Genomic DNA, 23,363 nt, shown 5'->3' on the forward strand with positions numbered 1-23,363 from the left:
GCCCGTCTGATTCATTGCCTTGTTGGGTTGCATCCGCCAGCCGTCAGGAGAGCACTTCGGTGGCGGTCTTCGCCCCGAGGACGTTCTCGATCCAGCGGTCGAGGATGGCGATGTCCGAGCAGGCCTGGATGCGCGCGCTCTCGCTCTCGGCGAGCACGATCCCTGCGCGCGCGAGCAGCCGCAGCAGGGTTTCCTTCTTGCCCTTGAGCTCGCCCTCACGCATGCCCTCGAGCTTTCCCTCGCGCATGCCCTCGAGCTTTCCCTCGCGCATGCCGCGGTCGATGAGCCTCTGCACGAACGGGGGAAGCTTCGCCTCGCCTTCGATCTGCCGTTCCATGACCAACGCCTCCAGAGCCTGCTGCATGGGTTCGCGCAACCCGTCCCAGATGAGCTGAAAATAGACCATCGCGCGCTCCTGGTCGAGCCGGCCCAGGGCCGCGAGCGCCGCCTGGAGCACGGTGAGCCCGTTCGGCCCGTTGCCGTGCGCCACCGCCGACAGCACGGCGAGCTCCGTTTCCTTCTCCGCGCCGGCCGGGTCGGTGATCTCGGGGACGACAGTCGGACCGAGCACCAGCGGCTTGACGGTGCCGAGGCCCAGGCCGAGGTCGATGCTCTCCGCCGCCCAGGCGGCCACGCGGGCATCCGGCGCGACCACGAGGACGACCGTGGCGCAGCGCCTCCTGGCGCGCACGCCCGTGACGTACGTCGGCCACGAGAACTTCTTGTCCGGGTCCACGTTGCGCTGGACCTCGAGGACGATCGCCAGCACGAGCTTGCCGTTCGCGTCGCGCAGCTCGAGCACGAGATCCGCGCGGAGCTCCGCCGGGATGAGCTGGTCGAGCGACGACTCGACCACCGCGACCGAGGTGTGCGGCGGCACCTCGACATGGAAGAGCGTCGCGAGGACATGGGGCGCGAGCTCCGGGCGCTCACGGAACATCTCGACGAGGGCGTTGTGCTCGAGCGTCGGCATGACACCGACCTTGGGCACGCCCCATGCCGACACGAAACGACGGGAGAACGCGAGGAGAGGGCCAGCTCAGGGGGTGGCGGCGCCATGGCGGAGGGGGGGCGGCGACCACGCCCACTCCGCGGTACGACGGCTCAGTTATCCGTCGATGGATCAACCGAGGCCGCGGGACCAGGTCTGTCTCGATCGTCGCCTTTCGTGGCCCAGGGCAGGCGGCAGGGCTCCCCTGCCGCGAGCATCCAACGATGCTGGAGGAGACCATGTCGCGCATCGCATTCGAAGAGAGCCTTCGTCCCGCGACGCTGGACGCTGCGGAGCGCGCCGCGACGCGGCTCAGAACGCCGAGCCGTCCGCGCGCCGGCCGGGCGAGGCGTCGGCCCCGAACGCGCCGTGCAGCACGAAGGGCGTCCCCGGCGTGGCATCGGGGTTGCGGTTCATCGAGACGCCGTTCTGGGACGCCAGCGCGCTCGAGTAGGTCACGGCGTCCACCGTCGCGCCCAGCGCGTCCCGCAGCGTGACCGTGTCCCCGCCGTTGTTGAGGCCCAGCGCGCCCGACGACGCGCCCACGGCCCCGCTCACGCCGGCGGGAATGCCCGAGGCGCTGCCGTACACCAGGATGGCCGTGGAGGGCGCGAGCGTCGTCCCCGCGGCGAAGGTGTGCCGCGTGATGCCGGTGCTGTCGTGGAGCGTGAAGCCTCCGAGCGCCGCAGCCTCGTCGCCGACATTGACGACCTCGACAAACTCGCCGATCGGGTTGCTGCCCGGCTCGTTCGCGAGCACCTCGTTGAGGATCACGACGGCGGCGCCGGCCCCGCCACCCGAGCCGCCCGAGCCGGTCCCGCCGCCCGAGCCGCCCCCGCCGCCCGAGCCGGTCCCCCCGTCGGAGGGGATCACGAAGTCGCGCACGACGCCCATGTGCTGCATGTTCTGGCTGCCGCTGTCCGACCAGAGCGCCGGGCTGATCTCGGCGAGCGGCGTGTAGACGCGCGTATCCACCACGAGCCCGTTCGCGAAGCTGCTCCCGCCGATCACGACCGACGTATGGAACGGGCTCAGATCCGGATCGACGAGCAGCCAGTCGTACGGCTTGGTCCGTCCCGCGTTGGTGTCCGTGTTCCCGTTCTGGTCCGCGGGGTAGGGCCCGGACGTGACGACGACGCTCGACAGGGTCGAGAGGCAGCTCTCGGACCGGTTCCCCGTGTTGAAATCGCCGCCGATGACCAGGTAATCGCCCTCGGGCACGTGCGCGTCGATGAACGACACGAGCGACTGCGCCTCCAGGTCGCGCTCGGTCGCGTTCGCCGTCAGGAAGTGGACGCTGATCGCCCAGAGGTCGACCGGGCCGGGGATGTCGATGCGCGCCCAGGCGAAGTCCCGGTTCCCCACCCGCGGATCATCCCACTCGCCCGCGGCGACGATCGGCCACCGGCTCACGATCCCGTTCGGGATCTGCGCCCCGCCCTCGCGGTAGTAGCTGAACCCCGCGCCGAACGTGGCTGTCACGAACGCGCCCAGGTCGGCCGCGCTGTTGTCACCGTAGTTGAGCTCCTGCAGCAGCGCGATGTCCGGCTTCACGCCCTGCAGGATGCGCATGCCGTGACCGGGATCGTAGCTCTGGTACCTGCCGCTCGTGATGTTCGCGGCCATGAGCCGGACGCGCGTCGAGAGCGCGTCGCTGCGCTCGCCGACCACGACCACCTCGGGGGCTCGCCCGTCCGGCAGCGCGTCGGTCGTGCAGGCCACCCCGGCGAGCGCTGCCACGAGGAGCGGCAGGCGCACCGCCGCATACCGCTTCAAAAAGAGAGTCGTCGCTGGCATCTCGTCGTCCCGGACCTTTCTCGGCTTCGTTCCATGACGGCATGATCAGGAGCTCACCTGGAGGCATCCTGCGCTGGCTCTCGTGCCAGGCAGGGTGCCTCTTTGGTTGAGAACGGATGACAACCACCTCGGGCCTCATCCCCTGTCCAGAACGGCCGAGCTCGGCCGACCGAGCGCGTGCGCGCCCGCGACAGCGGCGCCGTCGCGCGGTAAGACGCCGGGGCCTCGGCCCGCGGCGCGGCGCACGCCGGGGGCGGGCGCGCCCTCAGCGGCCTCGCATGGCGAACGCGATGCCGCTCTGCAGCGAGCCCTTGACCACGAGGCGGCTCACGTCCGTGCCGCCGGCGGCGAGCCGCTGGGCGACCTCGGGGCGGATGCCCGTCATGACCACCTGCGCGCCGAGCAGGCGCGCCACGCGCACCAGATCGAGCAATGTCTGCACCGCCGGCGCGTCGAGGTCGTCCACGCCGGTGAGGTCGACGATCGCGATCCGCGTCCGCCGCGCCGCGATGCCGCGCGAGAGCGCCTCGATCATGCGGCGAGCGCGCTGCGCCTCCAGCGGGCCGATGAGCGGCAGGACCACCACGCCGTCGCCGAGGGGGATGAGCGGCACCGACAGCTTCGCCAGCGCCGCGTCCTGGGCCCGGATCACCTCTTCTTGCAGCCGCGCGCGCTCCTCCTCGGCGCGCCTGCGCTCGGTCAGGTCGATGCCGGTCATGATCACGAACCGCGAGGCGCCGTTCTTGCCGCGCAGGACCGCGCCGGACCACGCGGTCACCCGGCGCGCGCCGTCCCCCGCCGTCCACGGGACCTCCACCTGCTGCCTCCGCCCGCCCGCACCGAGCTCCTCGAACAGCGCCCTGAGCCGGGCCGACGCCGCCGGGTCGGGCGTGAGATCCCACAGGTGGCGGGGCCCGAACAGGCTGAGCGCGCGCCCCAGCGCCCGCTCGGCGGCGCGGTTCATCCGGACGATCCGCCCGCGCGCGTCGAGCACCACGATGAGCCCGTCCACGAGGTCCATGACCCCCGCCAGGAAGTCCCGCTCCCTGCTCAGCATCTCCTGCGCGTGCTTGCGCTCGAACAGGCGACCGAGCTGCCGCGCGATGCGGCCGATCGTCGCGAGGAACGTCCCGTCGTCCCCGTATTCAGCGTCGGAGAAGAACTCCAGCACGGCCACCACCTCGGCGGCGCCTATCACCACGGGGAACGCGAACCCCGTCTTGACGCCGAGGTTCTTCGCGAGCCTGGCGCGCGGGAAGTTCGCGTCTTCCCTCACGTTGCGCACCCACGCCGGCTGCTTGCTCGCGAGCACCCGCCCGGGCAGCCCGACCCCGCGGGTGAACTGCGTCGCCTCCGTGACGGCCTTGAAGGTCGCGAACTTGACCTCATCGTCGAGGTACCAGAGCGCCGTCGGGAGGAGCAGCGATGGATCATCCGCGGCCGGCACGTACACGTGGCCGACCGGCCAGCCCAGGCGGCCGCAGATGTGCACGATCGTGCGATGCAGCGCCGCCTCGACGCTCGCCGCCTCGTGCACGTCGACGGTCACCACCCGGAGCAGCTCCACGAGCGATCGCTCGTCGGCAAGGACGCTGTCGACCCCCACGCCCGTCCTGCTCACGGATTCGTCGGACGGTTTGATGAGACACCTCCTCGCATCATCGCTAGCACGCGCCGCGTGTCGGCTTCGTTTCGGCGCGACATCGCGCCGGTGGCTCGAACGGCGCGGCGCCGCCGCGGCGCGGCGCGCGCGACCGGCGCGGCGCGCAGGAGCGCGGCGCGGCGCGCGACGCGGCCGCGCTCCGGGCGCGCGCGGCCTCACCGCGGCCGCGCATCCGGCACGCCGAAATCTGTTAGCATCCCGGCCTGGGCGCTGGCCCCTGGTGTGCGACCCGCCGCTGCTCATCGATCCTCGCCGCGGCGAGCCCGTCGATCGCGGCGAGCGGGGTCGCGCAGCAGGTCGCAAGGACAGCCCCTCTCCGGCCCTCGACTGAAAGGATGATGATGCTCGCGAAGTGTCTCCGTCGGTGCGCGTTCGTGGTGACGGTGCTGGCCACAGCCCCGGCGTTCTCGGCGGAGCCGCCGGACCGCGCCACCGAGAGCGCCCAGGAGCTCGCCCGGGCCAAGGCGCACGAGGGGCTCAAGCTGTACGGCGCGGACCGCTGGCAGGAGGCGTTCGAGGCCTTCCAGGAGGCGGACCGGCTCTACCACGCGCCGACGCTCGTGCTCTACATGGCGCGGTGCCAGCGCAAGCTGGGCAAGCTGACCGACGCGCGCGCCCTCTACGAGCAGGTCCTCGCCGAGCCGCTCCCGGACGACGCGCCGCCGGCGTTCCTCGACGCGCGCCGGGACGCCGAGGTCGAGCTCGACGCGGTGCGCGCGGCGCTCGCGCCGCCCGCGGCGGCGGCCCCGCCCCCCGCCGCGCCGGCGCCGGCGGGCGCGGACCGCGGCGGCGGCTCGCTGCTGCCCGCGGGCCTCGCGTTCGGGCTCGGGGCGGTGGGCCTCGGCGTCGGCGCCGTCACGGGCATCCTGTCGCTCTCCCGCGTCTCCGACCTCAAGGCGCAGTGCGACGGCCGGCGCTGCCCCGCCGCGCTCCAGGGCGAGGCCGACGCCGCGACCACGCTCGGCCACGTGTCCACGGCGAGCTTCCTCGTGGGCGCCGCCTCGGCCGCGGCGGGCGTCGTGCTGCTCGTGCTGCGCCCCGGCGGCGACCCCGCGCCCGACGCCGCGGGCGAGGCGCGCCGAGCGCCGCGCGGCGTGGCGTGGCGCGCGGGGGTGGGCATCGGTCGGATCGAGCTCCAGGCGACGTTCTGATGGGAACGACGGGAGCGCCGGGAACGGCGGGAGCAATGGCAGCGACGGCAGCGACGACGGCCACGCGCGCGCGGGCGACCTGTCGCGTGGGGGCGCTCGCGGTCCTCGCGCTGTCCGGGGGCTCCGCGTGCACGATGCTCTCCGGGGTGGACGATCTCGAGTTCATCGACGACCCGGGCGAGGTCGAGCCGCCGCCCGCGCCGAGCGCCGCGGATCTGCTCGCGCTCACGGCCTCGTGCGAGCAAGTCTCCTCGGGGCTCTACCGGAACGCGAGGGACCCCGTCCCGGAGCCCAGCATCCCTGTCTGTGCCCTGGAGGGCGCCTATTTCTGGCAGGCCGGCATGGGCATCGATTGCGACGGCCTCTCCCACGACTCTCCGGAGTGCCCCTCGGAGGGGGCCCACACGGCGGCGACGGACTCGACGGGACAGGCGCTCGACTCGCTCACGCTGCCGTTCGTGGTCGTCCCTGCCGCCACCGCCGTGGAGGGGTGCCCCGGCGTGCCGTGGAGCTACGACGAGGCCGGTCTCGCCATGGGGAGCGTGGTCGCGGTCGTCTACCGGGACCAGCTCGCCTACGGCGTCCTCGGCGACGTGGGGCCGTGCGACGCCATCGGGATGGCCTCGCACGCCATGGCAAAGCGCCTCGGCATCAACGTCGAACCGGGGCGCCCCGGCGTGGACAGCGGCGTCACCTACTTCGCCTTCTCCGGTCCGGACGCGCTCGTGAGCGTGATCGAGGACCAGGCGCAGGCCGCGGAGCTCGGGGAGCAGCGTGCGGCCGAGCTCCTCGCCGCGCCCTGAGGGCGCAGCGCTCGCCGCGCGGGCGCTGCGGCCGCGCCGCAGGGCGGAGCCGGGCCGCCCTGCGGCGCCGTTCACCGCTGCGTCACTCGCACGCCGCGGCCTCGCAGGCCGTCACCGCGTCGGCGCACGCCGTGGCGATGCACGCGCCGCACGCCTCCGGGCTCTCGGCGCACGCGTCCGTGCAGGCGCCGTGTCCCTGGCTCCACTGGCACTGGAGCACCGCCGAGAGCTCCTCCCCGGCCCCCGCGCAGCTGTCCACCACGCAGCCATAGTAGTCGAAGCCCTGGTCCTCGTCGGGCGACCTTGCCCCGGACAGGCACGCGAGCGACTCCGCGCACGTCGCCGTGCCGGAGCCGATCCACGTGCCGGCGAACTCGCCGTCGCCGTTCAGGCAGTTCTCGTAACTCGGCGAGCGGGGATAGTAGGGCCCGACGAGCATGCACATCTCATCCCGGGTGGTCTGGCCCTGCACCACGTCGCGGTCCTCGGGGTTCCTGTAATCGCAGCGGTAGTCGAGGGCCTCGCCCGCCTTGACCTCGAGGACCGGGGCGAACTCCCCGGACGGGACCTGCTCCCACTTGTCGTGGGCATAGAGCTCTTGCGTCGAGCCGTCGCTCTTGACCAGGTTGGCCACGTAACCGACGCCGCGGCGGTGCATGTGCGACTGTATCCGCACGACGGAGATGTCCTGCTCCGTCGTGCATCGCATCCGCGCCGAGGACTCCCCGCGCGCGGGCACGCGGATGACGGGATTGTAGTGGAAGAGCATGCCCGCCTCGGTCTTCACCTCCTCGTCCGGGATCGTGTAGAGGTTGATGCGCGCGTCGGTCTCCATCGGATCGAGCGAGGAGTTCAGGTAATGGGTGTTCATGACGAGCACCGTGCCCGGCTTGACCTTGACCGCCACGCCTTCCGGCAGGGGGCCCAGCAAGGAGTTGCCTTCGGGAGACTGGGAGCCGGAGATCACGCCCGAGACCTCCCAGTCGGCCGTGACCCCGTCCTTGCAATCATGAACCTGGGCCGCGTCGATCGGGACGCCCCGGCGCGTCTCGGTCGGGATCTCGGTATAGTTCGTGGCGTACAGGAGGACATGGTGGCTCCCGCCCGAGTACCGCACCTCGTCCCGCTGGATGTTGAGCCCCTCGGGAGGCGCCACGAAGAGCTGACAGCGCTCGATCTCCTGCCCCGGCTCGATCACGGAGGTCATCCGGTACTGGACGCCTTCGCCGGGGGCGGGCGCCTCCAGCAGCTTGTCCTCTGGACCCGGTGAAGGGGTGGGATCCGAGCTCGAACAGCCGAGGAGCGCGTGGGCGCTGAGGAGAGCGATGAGCGTGGTGATCGTACGCATAGGTTGAATCCTGCTAGGTGTGAGTACGAACTCGAGAGCGGTATCCACGACAGGCGAGCCAGCCCTGTCGGACGACCTCCCCCGAGGCTCGATTTCATGGTGCCGGGAAGCTAGGAGCGTGTCGGGCGCACTTCAAGATCTCTGGACATGCCGGCCGTGCGCATGAGGTCGCACGGTGCGCTCGTGCTGGCCGCTGCGGTCGCGCATCGACGCCAAGGCACCCATCGACGCCGGAGGCGCGCGGTGGAGAGCGCGAAGCGATCGAGCGACAGCGCGCGTGGTGATGCCACGGCGGCAGACGATGGTCGAGCCCGATGATCGACTTCACCCACGGGGTGAGACCCCGGGTTGTTGGGTTGACCACATCATTGAGGGTTGATGCCGCCAGGGGCTCGAGAAGCGCAGATTTTAGCGTTCGAGCGCAGCGCCGCCGCCCGGAGCACGAACCCGACGTGCAGCGCTGCCGAACACGAGCGCGACGCGGTGCGGCGCGGCCCGGGGCGCGGTCAGAAGCCGATGTCTTCCCGGATGGCGACCACCATCTTGCAGTGGTTCACGAGGTCGGCGGTCGACTCGACCTCGGAGGTGTAATTCAGGCCGTACGGCCAGAAGTGCTGGGCGTCTGCGTGCACGACGTCCTCCGGGTTGCCCGTGATGGCCCTGAGCTGGCTCGTCGCCTTCGGGCCTGTAAAGATGCCGTCTCTCACAAGCGCTCCGAACTCACGGCTCCCGACCCCCAGGGTGTGGCCGATCTCGTGCATGGCGGTGATGTAGTTCATGGATGCGTCCGAACCGAACCGGATCGAGCCGTTGACATTGCCGTCGGCCGTCGCGACCGAGGGCACGTAAGATACCGACAGGCGCTTCTCGATGTTCGCGTGGCAGTTGTAGTACGACAGCGCTTCATCCATGGCGCTCGTGATCCTGTCGTACGCGGACTGCTGCTCTGCCGTGGGCGCGGGCGCCCGCGCGAGCGTGTAGGTGATCCGGCCCATCTCCGTGCAGCCGGTCCCCGAGCCGCCCGAGCCGCCGCCCGCGCCGCCCGCGCCCGAGCCGCCCGAGCCGCCGTCCGCGCCGCCCGCGCCCGAGCCGCCCGAGCCGCCGTCCGCGCCGCCCGCGCCCGAGCCGCCGGTCCCGCCGTCCGCGCCGCCCGCGCCGCCGCTCCCTGCTGCGGTTCCTCCCGCTCCGTCTCGCCCACCGGCGCCGCTGCTGGCCGCGTCGTGTCCTCCGGTCGCCGCCGCGCTGCCGCTCGGGTCCTCACCGGCGCTCCCGCCGCCGCCGGCCTCCGCGGGGCCGTCGCTCGATCCCGAGCACGCGATGGCCGAAGCCATCGTGAATGCAAGCACCATGATGTTCGCTGCCGAGAGTCTAAGCATTTCTCGTACTCCTCTCCGGGAACCTTAACGCATCACGCGCCGCCTGGACGAGCTCTCTCGGGCTCGCCCGCGCCGCTCGCGGCGAGGTCGCCCGCGCCGCGTTCGCGCTCACCCCGGGGCCAGGGGCGAGCGCCGGGCGAACGACATGGCGCAGATGCTCTGCGCGGCGCCGGCGGCCGCCGCGCGCCCGAGCCTGTCGGGGGCGCGCACCTCGCTGTCCGGGGCGCGCAGCTCGTTCCTTGCCAAGGGCATCGATCGCGTCCACTGAACGCCGAGGCGCTACCCGTGCGCTCCTCCGGGCGGCGACGGCTTGCCCCGCGCTTGCTCCTCGCCCCCGGACCCGTCTAGCGTGGAAGGATGCAAGTACGCCCTTACCACATCGATGTGCCTGAGGCGACGCTCGACGATCTCCGACGCCGCCTCGCGATGACCCGCTTCCCGGACCCGCTCCCCGGCGGAGGGTGGGCCCACGGGGCCGACGTGGCCTATGTGCGCGAGCTCTGCAAGCACTGGCGCGCTCGTTACGACTGGCGGCGCCACGAGGCGTCGCTCAACCGGATCCCCCAGTATCTCTGCGAGGTGGATGGCGTCGACCTCCATTTCTTTCATGTGCGCGGCAAGGGGCCGAGGCCGCTGCCGCTGCTCCTCGTCCACGGCTGGCCCGGCTCGATCTACGAATTTCACCATCTCATCGGCCCGCTCACGGATCCGGCCGCGCACGGCGGCGACCCGGCGGACGCGTTCGACGTCGTGATCCCGTCGCTGCCGGGGTACGGCTGGAGCGGCAAGCCGCGCGAGGCCGGGTGGGATATCCGCCGCGTCGCTGCGGCGTTCGACCGCCTGATGGTGGAGGCGCTCGGCTATCCGCGGTATGGCGCGCAGGGCGGCGACTGGGGCGGCATCGTGGGCGCGCGCCTCGGCGCGGCGCACGCCGAGCACGTCATCGGCGTTCACCTGAACCTGATCATGGCGACGCCCCCCGAGGGGGAGCTGACCGAGGAGTCGAGGCGCGCGCTCGAGGAGGCCGCGGCCTTCCAGGCCGCGGAGACCGGCTACAGCCACCTGCAGGGGAGCAAGCCGATGTCGCTCGCCATCGCGCAGGCGGACTCGCCCGCGGGGCTCCTCGCGTGGATCGTCGAGAAGTTCCGCACCTGGAGCGACTGCGGCGGGGATGTCGAGCGCGTGTTCACCAGGGACCAGCTGCTCACGAACGCGATGTTCTACTGGGCGCCCAGCAGCATCGCCAGCGCGGCGAACCTCTATTACGAGACGGTGCGCAACGGGATCGTGCCGTCGTATATCCACGAGAAGATCTCGGCGCCGACGGCCGTCGCCGATTTCCCGAAGGAGATCTACCGCGCGCCGCGCGCCTGGGTCGAGGCGCGGGCGAACCTCGTGCGGTGGACCGAGATGCCGCGCGGCGGGCATTTCGCGGCGATGGAGGCGCCGGACCTGCTCCTCGAGGACGTGCGCGCCTTCTTCCGGGGCCTGCGCGAGCGCCCGGCGGCGTGAGCCGCTGACCCAGGGGCTAGTCCGCGCCCTCCTCGTCGTCGTCTCGCGCGGGCGCGGGCCGCTCGCCCGCGGCGACCTGGAGCTCGCGCACGATCGAGAGCAAGGTCTCGCAGCAGAAGCGCTCGACGACCGACCCGTCCGGCGCAAGCTCGAAGGTCGGCGGACCGCCGTGCACCGGGCAGGCCACGTCGACGTACTTCGACTCGAGATCCTTCAGGACGCTCTCGTCGACGCTGCGGACCTCACCGGCCCCGGTCCCCTCTTCCGTCTCGTTCATCGCCATGCGGCGCACGCTAGCACGCGGAGCGCCGCGCCTCGCGCGCGGACCCGAGGCGCCCGGGCGCCCGGTTCCACCGGCGCAGCGATCGGCGACCGCGGCATCGACGCCCTCGTTTGCCCTGCAGCCACCCGCTGCACAGAGGCGCGGGTGGCTGCAGGGCGCTGGCCCGACAAGACGTGAAATCGGCAGCGCCGCCGGGGCCTCAGGCGCTGGCGTAAGGACGCCGGCGGAGCTGCCGAGCGACCAAGCACCCTCCGTGCCAGTCGCATCACCCCGGGATCTGGGCCGTTCCGTCGCGGGCACGTCGCTCGGGGGTTTCGATCCTGTTACGCACGGGCTCGCATCCTTGCAAGGCCGCCATGGCGCCGTCCTCGCTGGGCAGATCACCCTGCCGCCGGCGCCGCCACGAGCGCGATCGCCCGCTCCGGGCAGGCGACGACGCAGAGGCCGCACGCCTGGCACTGCGCCGCGTTCGGCGTGTGGGCCGTCTTCCGGCCGTGGACGAGCACCTTGAGCTTGCCGCGCAGCGAGAGGGCGTCGAAGTCGGCGCGCTCGATGCGCGCGACCTCGAAGACCTGGTAAGGGCACACCTCGACGCAATCGCCCTTCGCCTCGCACCGGTTCCGGTTCACCACGGGCCGGAACGCGCCGGGCTCGGCCCGGCACCGCTCCCCCGGCCGGTCCGGGTGCGACGCGGCTCGCCGCGCCTTCTCCTTGTTCAACGACTCCGCCATTCGCTTGCCCTCCCGCTCAGAAGATGTGCTTGCGCGGGCGCCGTGACGCGCTGCCGCGCCGCGGCGGCGCGTCACGGCGCCCGCGACGCCGGGCCGCCGAGGGCGCCGGCAAAGAACCGTCGCGAGATCTGTTGCGCTTTCCCGGCGGCCGTTTAGCATCCAAAATGCCATGACACAATTCTTGCGTCAGTTGAACATCATCCTCCTTGGAACCACCCTGGCTCTTGCGACGGCCTGCGGCGATAGCTCCGACAGCGAGCGCCGCGCAGGAGACGACTCGAGCAGCGACGGCGCGACGACGAGCGGCAGCAGCACCGGAGGCGGCAGCGGCACGGGCAGCAGCTCGACCGGCGGCGGCGGCAGCGGCACGGGCAGCAGCTCGACCGGCGGCGGCGGCGGCGGCGGCAGCACCACGGGCAGCAGCTCGACCGGGAGCAGCACCACGGGCAGCAGCTCGACCGGGAGCAGCAGCACCACGGGGAGCAGCTCGACCGGCGGCAATCCTGCGGATGCGCGGACCTTCGACCACCGCCATGCGAGCCTGGAGGACATCCCGGCGCGCTGCATCGACGCGCTCAAGTCGGGCGACTTCGTCTTCCATTACGGCCATCGCTCGCACGGCGCGCAGATCATCGTCGGCGCCGAGAGCCTCGAGGCAAAGAACGCCGACTACGGCTTCAAGGCCGAGTACTGCGGCGTCCCGTCCGAGAGCGATGTCTTCCCGATGTGGGACGGGATGATCAGCGACAACCTCGTCCGGGCAGAGCACTACTGGGGGACCGAGGACGGGGTCGACAACCTGCGCTCGATCCTGAGGGAGAACCCGGAGATCCGGTACTCGATGTGGGCCTGGTCGTTCGAGATCTCGGAGCAGACCGAGGCGGACGTGCAGCGTTACCTGGAGACGCTCGACGCGCTCGGTCGGGAGTTCCCGAACGTCACGTTCATCTACATGACCGGCCCCGCGGACGAGGAGTACAACGGCGTGAACCGCGCGGAGCGCAACCAGCAGATCCGCGACTTCTGCCGCGCGAACGGGAAGATCCTCTTCGACTTCGAGGACCTGGACGCGCACTGGAACGGCGAGCGGCACACCGCGGTGGTGGACGGGGTCGAGATCCCGATGGAGCACCCGCGCTTCGCCGTGGACACGTCGGGAAACCCCGAGTACGAGCACACGCACACGACGCAGGCGAGCTGCGAGAACAAGGCGAGCGCGTTCTGGCGCATGATGGCCGAGCTCGAGGGGTGCAGCGCGCAGTAGCGCCCATTCTTCGGTCGGCGCGGGCGATCTCGCGCCGGAGATCGCGGCGCCGGCGGCGCGGCGTGGCGGCTGGATCGGGCCGCGCTACGCCGCCAGCAGCCTGTCGCGAAGGAGCTGGAGGACCCGGTCGAGCGCGGCGCGCGTCGGCTCGCCCGGGGCATCGATCAACGACGACGTGAGCACCGCGTGGTGCTTCTCGAGAGGCCCGTCGGGGTGCCCGTCGGCCTGCTCCAGCTCCACCGCGACGAACCCGTCCCCGAGGCGCTCGCGGAGGAGCTGGAACCGCTCTTCCGGCACATAGGGATCGTCCCTGAAGCGGAGCCCCATCACCCGGAGGCCCTGCCGGTCGCAGCGCTGCGCCACCGCGTCGAGGGTCGCCGGGTCGCAGTCGACGGCTCGCCGCCGGCTCCTCGTGATCCTGAGCGGGAGCGACGGCTGCGACATGACGGGCGCCAGCACCCGGGCGTCCGCCGCCATCGCGAGCGCGAAGCCGCCGGTGAAGCACATCCCCACGACGCCCACGCCCGGCCCGCCGCAGCGCGCGTGCTCCGAGGCGGCGAGGGCCCGGAGCCAGTCGACGACGGGCGAGGAGCGCCCCGTCGCCAGGCAGGTGAACTCCTTGCTGATGCAGGTTTTGACCATCGTCGAGAGGAGATAGAGCGTGGTCGAGGCGCCGGCTCGGAAGGGGTCGCGGCCCGCGGTCCCGAAGAGGCTCGGGAGCACGGCCGTGCAGCCGAGCGCGACGACCCGGTCGCCGAACCCGAGCACCTGCGGAGAGATGCCCGGCATCTCGGTCAGCACGAGGACCGCGGGGCCCGCTCCTTTCCGGTAGACGTCGTGCGTGGTCCCGCCGTGCGTGAAGCGCTCGCGCTCGAAGGTGGCGAGATCGCCCTCGGGCGCCCTGGGCTTGCTGGATGCGGTCACGGGGGCATTGCATCACGGCCGCTGCGCCCGGTGAAGCCGGCCTCTGTCGGGGCGGGGCTCCACCCTCATCTTTGGAAGCGACCGGCGTGCGCGTGGAGAGGCCCCGGCGTGCTGCTGCCGGCCAGGGGGTCGGAGGGTTGATCGCAAGCCTGGCGAGATGGCCTCCCCACGCGCGGGCAGCCGCACGTAGCGCGTGGCCTCGATGAGGTCGGTCGGGCAGGGGCAGGGGCGGGGCGTTCGGGCCCGAAGGATCCACTCCTTCAGGGCCAGATGGGTGGATCGAGCGTGCCGCCCTCATCTTGCGCTCGGCCGCGGAGGTAGCTGGCTGCGAATCGAGCAGCCAGCTCCACGGCGTGGAGCGGAGCCGCGCCGGAGAGCGGTCGATCGAAGGCGATCTCTCCCCCCCATGTGATCGTCACGCTGATGTCCCACGGCGCGGAGCTGTCGGCGCTGCGCACCTGCTTGAGATCGAACAGCCGAACCGTGATGTCTTGAGCGACATTGCCCTTGAACTGGTACGTTGCTTCGGCTTGAGGGCGCGGGGGTATCGACGCGTGCCACGCGATCGCACGATGCGCCGCATCTACTCCTTCACGGCCTGGCGTTCACGGCCTGGCGCTCCTCGTGCGGGAGGAGCGCCCACGGAAGGCTGGCGCCCCCGGGCCATCGCTGTACGGGAGACATCGGCCCGGAGGTCGGGGTGGGCTCAGGGACGGTCGCTCTCGTCGTCGCCGTCGTCGTCTTCGTCGGCCGGCTCCGGCTCCGGCTCGGAGGCGGGCGCGTCGGTCTCCTCCGGCTCGGCCGGCGAGGCCTCCTCGGACGTGCTGGTCAGATACCGCTTTCCCGCCCGGCTGGAGGCCTGGAGCACCGGCGCGCGGAGGATCTCGATATCGCGCGCCGGGGCGCGGGACATCTCGAGGTTGGAGAGCACGAGCGACACGACCTTGAACCACTGGCTGCGGGCCGACTGGATCGTGGTCTTGGCGGGAGGCGTCGTGGTCTCGGTCGCCTCGAGCTCCACGCGGGCGCGATCGAGCGTCTGGAGCTCGCGACCCGCGCGGATCCAGCGCTTCACGACGTCGAGCAGCGACGTCTTGCCCCGGGCGGGGATGCCCTTGAGGAAGGCGGCGATCTCGGGCTCCTCCTCGAGGAGGCGGGCGATGCGGCTCGTGTTGCCCGCCTCGGCGAGCGGCGACGCGTTGAGGATGCTGAGGCCGTTCGGGAAGAGCTTCTTCTGGACGACATCGCACTGCGCGGCCCGGGCGGCGTCGGACGGCTCCTCGGCGAGGCAGATCTCGCGGTGCGCGTCGATGCCGTACGATACGGCCCGGGCGAGGCGATCGTGGAGCCGATCCGCCGCGTTGCTCTTGTCGAGGATCGCGCGCAGCCGGGGCGATGTCCCGGCGCTCCTCGGCTGGACCGCGAGCACGGCGTCGTGGGCCTCGATGACCCTCGGGTGGAGCGCCGCGATCTCGGGGATCGACAGGAACAGCTTGCGCTGCTTCGGCTCCTCGACCCACGGGGCGAGGAGCGCGACCATTTCATCGAGGTTCAGATGCTTCAGCATGAAATACACCTCCTGGGTGGGGTGATGCGGGCAATGTCCGAAAAAAGGATTGCGGACAAATGCGCAATGGAAGTCGCAATGAGAGAGATGGTCAAGCGGGAGCTGCGCCGGTTTCTTGCTGCGGCGGAGAGGAGGGGAGGGGAAGGGAGAGGCGCGGGGATTGCACAGGCGCTCTGGGGATATCGTGATGGCCGGCCTGGGCGACCGAGGCCGGCGCGGAGAGGTCGAGACGTGGCGGAGCCGGCCTGGGAGGGGGAGCGGATCGTTTCGGGATCGACCGGGAGGGCCTTGGAAGGCGGCGTGGGGACGTCGAGACGTGCCGGAGCCGGCCCGGGAGGGGGGGCGGGTCGATCCGGGGTCGACCGGGAGGGCCTTGGAAGGCGGCGTGGGGACGTCGAGACGTGCCGGAGCCGGCCCGGAAGGGGGGCCAGGTCGATCGGAGATCGACCGGGAGGGCCTCGGAAGGGGGGTCAGGTCGATCGGAGATCGACCAGGAGGCCCTCGGAAGGGGGGGTAGGTCGATCCAGGATCGACCGGGAGGGCCTCGGAGGGGGGTCAGGTCTGTACGAGCGGAGCCCTGGTAACAGTTCTGACCGGGAGCAGCGGTGACACTTCCTTGAGCTACGGGCCCCTGCTCCGGGAGGACTGGGAACAGGGGCCGGATCCTCGTCGACGCGACACGCTCACCGCGCTCTCTCGGACCGCCAGGATCTATACACGAACCGCTTCCCGCGGTCTCGGTACACGCGAGCCTCTCCTCACGTTCCGGCGTGAGTGCGCGCAGGTCACCGTGCCTTGGCGAGCTGCAGCTCCTTGTTCTTCAAGGTGACCTGCGCGAGCAGAACCGGCCCGTAGTACAGCTCCCAGACGTCGTCGGCGATCGGAAGCAGCCCCACGGGTTCGTTGGCGATCAGCTTGGAGACGAAGGTGTTCGCGCCACCGAACTGAAGCCGACCCATGTCCCCCACGCGTCGCACGGCCATCGTGTCCGGATACTCCGGCGAGGAGGGCTTGCTCGGCATCGTCCGCCGCGACGGCGTGTAGCGCGAAGCCGGCGTCCTCTGGCCGAGCGCCTCGTGAGGCCGCTGGTCATTGTACTCGTGCCGGAAGCGGTCGAAGACGCGCTGCTGCGCCGCGAGCGTGGCTTCGGGCGGCGATGTCGCCTCCGCCTTCAGCGTCTTGTGCATGCGCTCGTGCCGGCCGTTCTGCTGCGGTTTGCCGGGCTCAATGCGCTCGGGAACCACGCCGAGCTTGATCCAGCTCACCGACAGCGCCGAGAGCCCTCCAATGCCCTGCGTGGCGAACGGCGGGCCGTTATCGGAGCGGATACGATTCGGCAGCCCAAACTCGCGGAACGCGCGCTCGAAGTGCGGCCGCACCGAGGCCTCGTCCGGCTTCGCTACGCCCTCGCATTTGAGCAAGTACCGCGACGCCTGGTCCGTCAACGTCAGCGGGTGGCACCGGGTCTTGTCGCCAAGCGCGAAATGCCCCTTGAAATCGGCGCACCATGTGTCATTAGGCTGCTCCGCTGGAGCCAGCGTCGACGGCATCGCTGACGTCGGCATCACCACGCGGCGCCGCCGGGGCCGGATCAGCCCGTGTTTCTTGAGCAGCTCGCCGATGGTGCTCGTCGCCGGCAGCCCCTCAAGGCCCATGCTCTCCAGCCGGGCGCGCAGCTTCTTCGGACCCCAGGTGGGTCGCTCCTTCCGCAGCTCGACCAGCGCGTTGACGATCGCCGCTGGCGTCGCATGCGGGAACGTGTGCGCCACGGGCCGCCGCTCCTCCAGACCACGAGGTCCGGCTTGCTCGTAACGCTCCACCCACTTGTACCCCGTCTTCCGGCTGATGCCGAACCGTCGGCACAGCTCCGCGAACGTCTCGTCCGACTCGTTGACCTGCGCGATGAACTGAAGCCTCTCGTCCACTGAACATGTCTCTTTCCAGGGCACCAGCGATCCTCCGTCGCCGACCCTCTACGACATGTGTCACCCAGGCTCCCGGTCCGTCCGGGTGCTACCCAGGCTCCCGGTCTGAACCGTTACCCAGGCCACCGGTCCGTACCGTCGATGCGGGATGCGGGGCGCCCAGGGGGCTCACTCGGGGAAGCGCAAGGTCTCGACGGCGAGGCCGTCCTCGCCCCAGGTCGCGGGATCCTCGGGGTTGCCGATGCCGCCCTTGCCGGGCTCGCCGAGCTCGAACGTGACGTTCTCCAGCACGAGCTGGTCCTCGTCGAGGTAGGCGATGCCGATGGAGTCCCCGCCGCGCCCGCCGCCGCCGTAACCTCCGAGGCCGCCGAGGCCGCCGTCGCCTCCGTCGCACGCATGGCCCCACGCCTCGGGCCAGTAACCGCCGACCCCCCCGCGCCCCCCGCGACCGCCGCGCTGAGGCTCCCCGCCGTTGGCGCCACGCATGGCCGGACGCGTCCAGATCCGGCTGTCGCGCACCGTGACCTTGGCGTGGAGCGCGAGGATCGCGATGCTCGGGGTGCCGTTGCCACCCCCCTTCCCGCCGCTGCCGCCGCAGCCGCCGGCGCCGCCCGAGCCTCCGGACGGTCCCGACCGGGAGGTCGCGCCGCAGAGGGCAGCGCGCCCGCGAAGACCGCCGCCCCCGCCGCCCCCCTGGCCCGGTGCGCCCCTGGCGCCGTCCCCGGCCCGGTCTCCTAGCCAGCCATCCTCGCTGAGACGTCCGATGCCCTGTCCCGGCGCGCCGTCAGCGCCCGGCGCGCCATCCTGCCCCTGCTCCCCGTCCATGCACTGGCCACTCCCTTGATCTCCGGTCCCCCCGGCGCCCCTGGGATAGGCATCGGGATCGGGGCTCGGCGCGGGCGCACCGTCGGTGCCGTCGCCGGCCTCGTCCGCTCCGCCGTCTCCCCCCTTGCCACCGATCGATACGCCGCCATCCTCACAGGAGGTCGTCACCGGCGCCCCGCCGGCCGCGGGGGCCGCGGAGCAGCTCTCCACACCGTGGTTGCCATCCGCGCCCTCGGGCGCCTCGGGGAGGCTCGGCGCATCCTCCCCCGGCTCCGTTCTGAAGCTGTAATTCCCCTGGATCTCGCTCCGAACGATCTCCACGGCCGTGCCGGACCGGACGAAGAGCCCGACCTCCCACCCGCCCCATACCCGCAAGTTGACGAGCGTCGAGACGCCGTCCGCGGCCCCTGTGTCGCCGGGGCTCGCGGGCTCGATGGTCAGCGGGACGGTCGTGTCGCGTGTCTGGAGCGAGGAGTCGCTGCTCAGGACCTTCCTCTTCCAGTCGTTCAGGCAGTCGAAGGTCCCCACGATATCGACGCCGGAGGGCAGCGTGATCGCGCCCGTATGGCTACCGCAAAAGAACACGCGCCCGCGCCCCGTGCGCGCCAGCGCGATGCCGCGCGGCAGGCTCCGCACCGGCTCGTCCCGCGTGCCGGGGTTTTCATCGTCGCCCGAGACCGAGCTGACGAACACGCCGCAGCCGTCCTCGGCCTGCTCGGCGGTGAGGTACGCGCGACAGACCGACTCGGGCGGAGCCGCAGGCGCGCACGGCGTCGCGCCGCCGCACGGCGCAGGAGGCTGCTCCTCCTCGTAGGGACCGAGATCGTTGCCGCACCCCGCCGCCGCGAGCAGCACCAGCAGGAGCCATGGTGTGGTTCGAATGATCCTCATGGGCCCTCTCGACGTGGCGCCCCGCGTGGAGACCTTCATCGAGGTCGCTCCTGATCCCAGGCCACCGCAGGGAACGCCAGCCAAACGGCCGATTCGCCTGTCGCGCCTGTTCCCTCATCGCCAGAGAACGCCCCTCTCGGGCCGCCGGCGCCAGGCTCTCCGTGCCTGACTCCCGCGCCTTGTTCAAAGCTCACCTTGGCGACGCCCACTGTGGCGATGCCAATCGAGTGCCCACCCAGGCCGCCTCCGCCGTCGCCACCGTCGCCACCCTTGCCTCCTGTACCCCCGTCGCATGCCTGCCAAGCCATATGATCTAGATATTCCCCACCATCGCCACCCGCCGCGCCCCTGCCACCGAGCTGGCCTGTCCCGCCGGCCCCGCCGTTGCCGCCTCGGCCGGTCACCACCGTGGTGGCGTCGAGCGTGATTTCGGCGCCCCATAGCGCCACGATCCCAAGGCTCGATCCCCCGTAGCCCCCTCCCTGGCCCGCCTTTCCACCACAGCCACCGCCGCCTCCGGAGCCGCCGGCAGCGCCGCCCCGAGGTGCTCCGGGCCGGCACTGGATCATGTCGACCCTGGATCGACTCCCGCCGCCGCCCCCGCCACCCCAGCCGATGCCTCCGGGGGCGCCATCGGCGCCTCGAACGCCCACCCACCCGGTCACGTCGAGGCTGCCGAGGCCGCTCGCACCCGGGCCGTGCCGCCCCGGCTCACCGTTCGCGCCCGGCGCTCCGGCTGTGCATCGCCCGGCGCCCGCGCCGAGCCCCCCCTCGCCGGACGCTGCGGGGTTCTCCGCCGAGGAAGGCGCGCCCCGCTCGCCGTCGCCACCTTCCTCGACGTACCCGTCGCCTCCCTGTCCGCCGATGGACTCGATGCCCCCATCGCACTCGGTGACCACGGGGGGTGCGCCGGTCGCGACGTCCGCCGTGCACGCGTTCACCCCGTCCTCCCCGTACGTCCCGTCCTTCGCCCGGAGGCGCGGGGCGTCCTTCCCACGCTCCCCGTCCCTTCCATCGGCCGCGTGGACCCGGCTCTCCACCAGCCGGAGCTTCGCCCCCTGGCTCAGGATCATCCCGATCGACGACTTCTCGTCGCTCGCCGACCCCTCGGCAGCCACGACGCGGACCCCGAACATGGTCGACGTTGCCCCTCCCCCGTCGAGGACCCGGACCGGGACCCTCGCCGGCCCCGGGGCGATGGTGGTGAACTGGTCGGCCCCTCCGAACGACCAGTCCCCGTCGGCACAGCGGCGCCCTCCCCAGAGGTCCACGCCCGAGGGCAGCACGATCGCCTCCTCGAACGTCTCGCCGCACGCGTAGACGCGCCGGGTCGGCGCCTCGCCGTCGCGCCGCTCGCTCGCGGCGAGCACGATCGCGCGCTGGAGCGTCTTCACGGGCTGCTTCCGCGTGCCCGGGTTGCGATCGTCGCCGTCCACGCGCACGAACACCCCGCAACCGTCGAGCGCCGGCGCCCCCTGTGGATCGTCATCGCACGGCGAGGCCGCGGGCGGCGGCGCCGGGGGGGAGGGCTCGTCGCACGTCTGCTCTTCCCAGCAGTGATCCCCCAGGTACATGCATCCCGAGACCGCGCCCGCGCCGCACGCGCCCAGCGCGGCGATCGCGAGCGACACCGGTGCCCTCCGCGCCGCCCGAGCCCACCTCATGCTCGCGTCCAGGCTCTCCATGCCCGCCGCTGGCCCGCTCACCCTACCCGTCTCCGGCCCGCTCACCACACCCGTCTCCGGCCCGCTCACCATAGCCCGAGCGCCATCACGCCGACCTGCTGCGTCGCCATCACCGGGACGACCCGGAGCCCGCTCCGGGCCTGCGTCGATCCCTGAGATGAGAGATCCACGAAGAAGGACGCGGCGGTCGCCGCACCGACCACGGCCCCCGTCGCGACCAGGGCGGTCCCGATCGCGCCGGCCCGATCGCGCTGCTCCCGCAGGCGGTGGAGCTCCGGGCACGCCGGGGGCTGCGGCGCTGCGCGGCAGGCGCCCGAGGTCCACGCCGGATCGCGGTGGAGGCCGTCGATGCGCTCGCCGAGATCCCCGTCGATGCGGCTCGCGCGGAGCATGAAGACCGCCCCCGCCGACACGGTGGCCGTCGTGACGGCGATCCCCGCGATCCGCAGCGTCCCCGGCCAGGACGCCCACGGCCCCGGCGCCGCCGCGCGCGCGGCCGGGGCCGCCGCCGGCGCGACCGGTTCGCTCTTCCTCGCGACCGGCTCCGGCGCGGGCGCGTCGGGCAGGCGCGCGAGCTGCAGCGCCGCGCCGACGGTCCTCCCCGCAGCGACCTCGACCCGTTGCGAGACCTCCCCATGCCCCGACAGCCGGGCCCGGAGCGTGTACGTCCCCGGCGCGACGAACAGCTCGTGGACCGTGGCGCCCGTGCCGATGGGCTCCCCGTCCGATCTCGGCGTCGGGCGGGGAGGCCGCCACGTAGATCCTCCCGACGTGCTCGACTGCCCTGTTGAACGCGCGCGTGAACCAGCGAACGAGCCCCCGATCCAGGGAGGCGTCTTGCTCGAGGCTCTGCCCCAGGTGCTCGGCGGCTTCCCGGTGCTTGCCCTGTTCGAGCTCGCAGAGCCCGAGATACCCGAGCACCTCGGCCCGCCGCACCGCGGTCGTCTCGGCCGCGTCGGGTGCTGCCAGGGCGGCCTCGAAGCCCGCCTCCGCCTCGGCCCACCGCCGTGCACCGAAGGCACGCTGGGCCTTCCGGCGCGCCTTCGCCGCCTCCGTGCTCGCCGCCGCCGTCGACCCCGGAGGCGCCGGCGCCGCGTGCGCGACCCCGATGCCGTTGCCCAGCGCGCCGAGAAGGCAGATCCCGGACAGGATCGAACGCAGGCGCGTCATGCGGCGCACTGTACCGACGAAGCCGCCGGCCCAGCAAGCGCGCTTGCCACACCGAGCACCGCGCTTTTGCATGACGGATCCGACATCGTCCTCGTAATGTGCTCCGCCGAGGCGCCGCCCTGTCGTCATCCCCCTGTGGACGCACCTTCGCGCACCGTTCTTCGTCGCGGTGGTCGATCGGGTCACCTCTTTTCGCGCCTGAATCATCTGGACGTGCATGGACGTGAGCACCTCGACGCGCCTGGACATCGCAGCCCCAGGTCCGCCTGGTTCCGATCGCTTCCGCCGGCTCGCGCGCGCGATGCGCGTGCCGGCGCAGGACGTCGACGACGTGGTTCAGCAGGCGTGGCTTCGCATCCTGGAGAACCGCGCGCGCATCGGCCTGGCGACGGACGCGGCGGCGTATGCGGACCAGATCGTCAGGAACGAGGCGCGCACCAGCCGGCGGCGCGATCGCCGCCGGCAAGAGGTGATCGCGCCGCTCCAGAACGAGGATCCTTCGGACGAGCGGCCGGGCCCGGAGGCCTCGGTGATCGCCCGCCAACGGGTTTCCGTCCTGTGGCGCTTCATCGACAAGCTCGACGACGCGCGCCGCACGGTCTTCATCGAGCACGAGCTCCTGGGCCGGACGCTCGCCGAGATCGCCGCGGCGCAAGCGCTTTCCGAGAACACGGTCAAGTCACGACTCGCTGCCGCCTGGGACAGGATCGAGCAGGAGAGGGCGCGCTGGCAGGCGGAGCAGCGCCGGCGCAGGCAGCCTGTGGCGCCGTGTTTTCTGCCGTTCTTCCCTGGCGGCTGGCTTCACGACGCCTTGCGCGGGCTTCGCCGGCTCAGGCTGCACGGGACGGCGGCCGCGGGGCTGGTGCTCGGGGCGGGCGCCGCCTGGCCCGGCCCAGCGGCTGGCTTTGCCGACGCGCCGCTGCTCGCGGCCTCGAGGCGCGCGCAGCCCGCGATCGAGACCCGGGCGGCGCCTGCTGACCAGCACGGCAATCCACCGAGCCAACCCGGGAGCGCGATCGGGCGAGGTGCCGTCACGGCCGCCGTCGTGTCCGCCCATCAGGGCAGCACCACGACGACCCATGGGATCTCCGCCGCGGTCAAGCGTGCGCCCCCGGGGCGCATCGGCGCCGCGCATGCTCGGATCGATCCGGTGATCGAGCGTGCGCGGGCGATGCTCGATCTCGGGACCATCGAGGGACAGCTCTCGGCGTGCCGTCTCCTGCACGAGCATCGCGAGCGCCGTGGTCGCGGAGGGCATGCCGCGGAGCGCGACGCGTTGCTCCGGCGGGTGCGCTGCGGGCGCGACGGGTCGATCGGGGAGCCGCGCTGATCGCGTCGCACGTGGCGGCGCGCTGACTCCTTGCCATCGGCGTCTGCGCGGCGTCGCGCCACGGGCGCGTTCCGTCGATTGCCCGGTGATGCCGCGGCTTGTCTCGTGGAGGTCTCATCGTGGAGGC

The 23,363-nt window shown here is 72.1% G+C and carries 19 protein-coding genes; 5 read left to right on the forward strand and 14 right to left on the reverse strand.

The genetic code is table 11. From position 1 onward, the window contains the following. Positions 1-43 precede the first annotated feature (43 nt). The 3 genes from WMF31_RS07425 to WMF31_RS07435 all read right to left on the reverse strand — a co-directional run bounded on the left by WMF31_RS07425 (position 44) and on the right by WMF31_RS07435 (position 4,409). Positions 44-973: a hypothetical protein gene (locus WMF31_RS07425; RefSeq protein WP_436601257.1), complete on the reverse strand. Its 930-nt coding sequence runs from the start codon at positions 971-973 to the stop codon at positions 44-46. Positions 974-1,303: 330 nt separating this feature from the next. After that, positions 1,304-2,788, reverse strand: a complete 1,485-nt coding sequence (locus WMF31_RS07430; RefSeq protein ID WP_436601258.1) for a lamin tail domain-containing protein — start codon at positions 2,786-2,788, stop codon at positions 1,304-1,306. Positions 2,789-3,053: 265 nt separating this feature from the next. Further along, entirely contained in the window at positions 3,054-4,409 is a 1,356-nt protein-coding gene (locus WMF31_RS07435; RefSeq protein ID WP_436601259.1) for an STAS domain-containing protein, read from the reverse strand. A 383-nt stretch (positions 4,410-4,792) separates the two neighbouring features. Between WMF31_RS07435 and WMF31_RS07440 the strand changes: the two genes are divergently transcribed. Continuing rightward, entirely contained in the window at positions 4,793-5,602 is an 810-nt protein-coding gene (locus tag WMF31_RS07440) for a tetratricopeptide repeat protein (protein WP_436601260.1), read from the forward strand. Between the two features lie 35 nt (positions 5,603-5,637). Beyond that, positions 5,638-6,405: a glycoside hydrolase family 75 protein gene (locus WMF31_RS07445; protein ID WP_436601261.1), complete on the forward strand. Its 768-nt coding sequence runs from the start codon at positions 5,638-5,640 to the stop codon at positions 6,403-6,405. Between the two features lie 82 nt (positions 6,406-6,487). Here the strand turns inward: WMF31_RS07445 and WMF31_RS07450 are convergent, their stop codons facing one another. From WMF31_RS07450 to WMF31_RS07460, 3 genes are all read right to left on the reverse strand, one after another. Then, positions 6,488-7,753: a hypothetical protein gene (locus tag WMF31_RS07450; protein WP_436601262.1), complete on the reverse strand. Its 1,266-nt coding sequence runs from the start codon at positions 7,751-7,753 to the stop codon at positions 6,488-6,490. 506 nt (positions 7,754-8,259) lie between these two features. Next, positions 8,260-9,129, reverse strand: a complete 870-nt coding sequence (locus tag WMF31_RS07455; RefSeq protein ID WP_436601263.1) for a hypothetical protein — start codon at positions 9,127-9,129, stop codon at positions 8,260-8,262. Positions 9,130-9,237: 108 nt separating this feature from the next. Then, on the reverse strand, positions 9,238-9,381 hold the full coding sequence (locus WMF31_RS07460) for a hypothetical protein (protein ID WP_436601264.1): 144 nt from the start codon (positions 9,379-9,381) through the stop codon (positions 9,238-9,240). 105 nt (positions 9,382-9,486) lie between these two features. On the opposite strand from WMF31_RS07460, the gene WMF31_RS07465 reads away from it, so the two are divergent. Continuing rightward, positions 9,487-10,641, forward strand: a complete 1,155-nt coding sequence (locus WMF31_RS07465; RefSeq protein ID WP_436601265.1) for an epoxide hydrolase family protein — start codon at positions 9,487-9,489, stop codon at positions 10,639-10,641. 16 nt (positions 10,642-10,657) lie between these two features. Here the strand turns inward: WMF31_RS07465 and WMF31_RS07470 are convergent, their stop codons facing one another. Both WMF31_RS07470 and WMF31_RS07475 read right to left on the reverse strand, forming a co-directional pair. Beyond that, positions 10,658-10,924 carry a hypothetical protein gene (locus tag WMF31_RS07470; RefSeq protein WP_436601266.1) on the reverse strand — a complete coding sequence of 89 codons (267 nt, stop codon included), beginning with the start codon at positions 10,922-10,924 and terminating at the stop codon, positions 10,658-10,660. 380 nt (positions 10,925-11,304) lie between these two features. Next, positions 11,305-11,655, reverse strand: coding sequence for a 4Fe-4S binding protein (locus WMF31_RS07475; protein WP_436601267.1), 351 nt, complete (start codon positions 11,653-11,655; stop codon positions 11,305-11,307). 169 nt (positions 11,656-11,824) lie between these two features. On the opposite strand from WMF31_RS07475, the gene WMF31_RS07480 reads away from it, so the two are divergent. Next, positions 11,825-12,919 (forward strand): hypothetical protein, encoded by a 1,095-nt coding sequence (locus WMF31_RS07480; protein ID WP_436601268.1) that lies wholly within the window; start codon positions 11,825-11,827, stop codon positions 12,917-12,919. Positions 12,920-13,003: 84 nt separating this feature from the next. Here the strand turns inward: WMF31_RS07480 and WMF31_RS07485 are convergent, their stop codons facing one another. The 6 genes from WMF31_RS07485 to WMF31_RS07510 form a co-directional block, all read right to left on the reverse strand. Continuing rightward, a complete protein-coding gene (locus WMF31_RS07485; protein WP_436601269.1) occupies positions 13,004-13,843 on the reverse strand; it encodes a dienelactone hydrolase family protein in 840 nt (279 codons plus the stop codon). A 706-nt stretch (positions 13,844-14,549) separates the two neighbouring features. Then, positions 14,550-15,410: a hypothetical protein gene (locus WMF31_RS07490; RefSeq protein ID WP_436601270.1), complete on the reverse strand. Its 861-nt coding sequence runs from the start codon at positions 15,408-15,410 to the stop codon at positions 14,550-14,552. A 785-nt stretch (positions 15,411-16,195) separates the two neighbouring features. After that, on the reverse strand, positions 16,196-17,359 hold the full coding sequence (locus WMF31_RS07495) for an IS481 family transposase (protein ID WP_129346352.1): 1,164 nt from the start codon (positions 17,357-17,359) through the stop codon (positions 16,196-16,198). A gap of 144 nt (positions 17,360-17,503) precedes the next feature. Beyond that, positions 17,504-19,051, reverse strand: coding sequence for a hypothetical protein (locus WMF31_RS07500; RefSeq protein WP_436601271.1), 1,548 nt, complete (start codon positions 19,049-19,051; stop codon positions 17,504-17,506). A 35-nt stretch (positions 19,052-19,086) separates the two neighbouring features. Further along, positions 19,087-20,682 (reverse strand): DUF1565 domain-containing protein, encoded by a 1,596-nt coding sequence (locus WMF31_RS07505; RefSeq protein WP_436601272.1) that lies wholly within the window; start codon positions 20,680-20,682, stop codon positions 19,087-19,089. Between the two features lie 119 nt (positions 20,683-20,801). Next, on the reverse strand, positions 20,802-21,758 hold the full coding sequence (locus tag WMF31_RS07510; RefSeq protein WP_436601273.1) for a PEGA domain-containing protein: 957 nt from the start codon (positions 21,756-21,758) through the stop codon (positions 20,802-20,804). A 371-nt stretch (positions 21,759-22,129) separates the two neighbouring features. Here WMF31_RS07510 and WMF31_RS07515 point away from each other — a divergent pair, with 371 nt between their 5' ends. After that, a complete protein-coding gene (locus WMF31_RS07515) occupies positions 22,130-23,236 on the forward strand; it encodes an RNA polymerase sigma factor (protein ID WP_436601274.1) in 1,107 nt (368 codons plus the stop codon). Positions 23,237-23,363 lie beyond the last annotated feature (127 nt).

It is taken from the genome of Sorangium sp. So ce1036, assembly GCF_051369805.1.
Classification (GTDB): domain Bacteria; phylum Myxococcota_A; class Polyangia; order Polyangiales; family Polyangiaceae; genus Sorangium; species Sorangium cellulosum_F.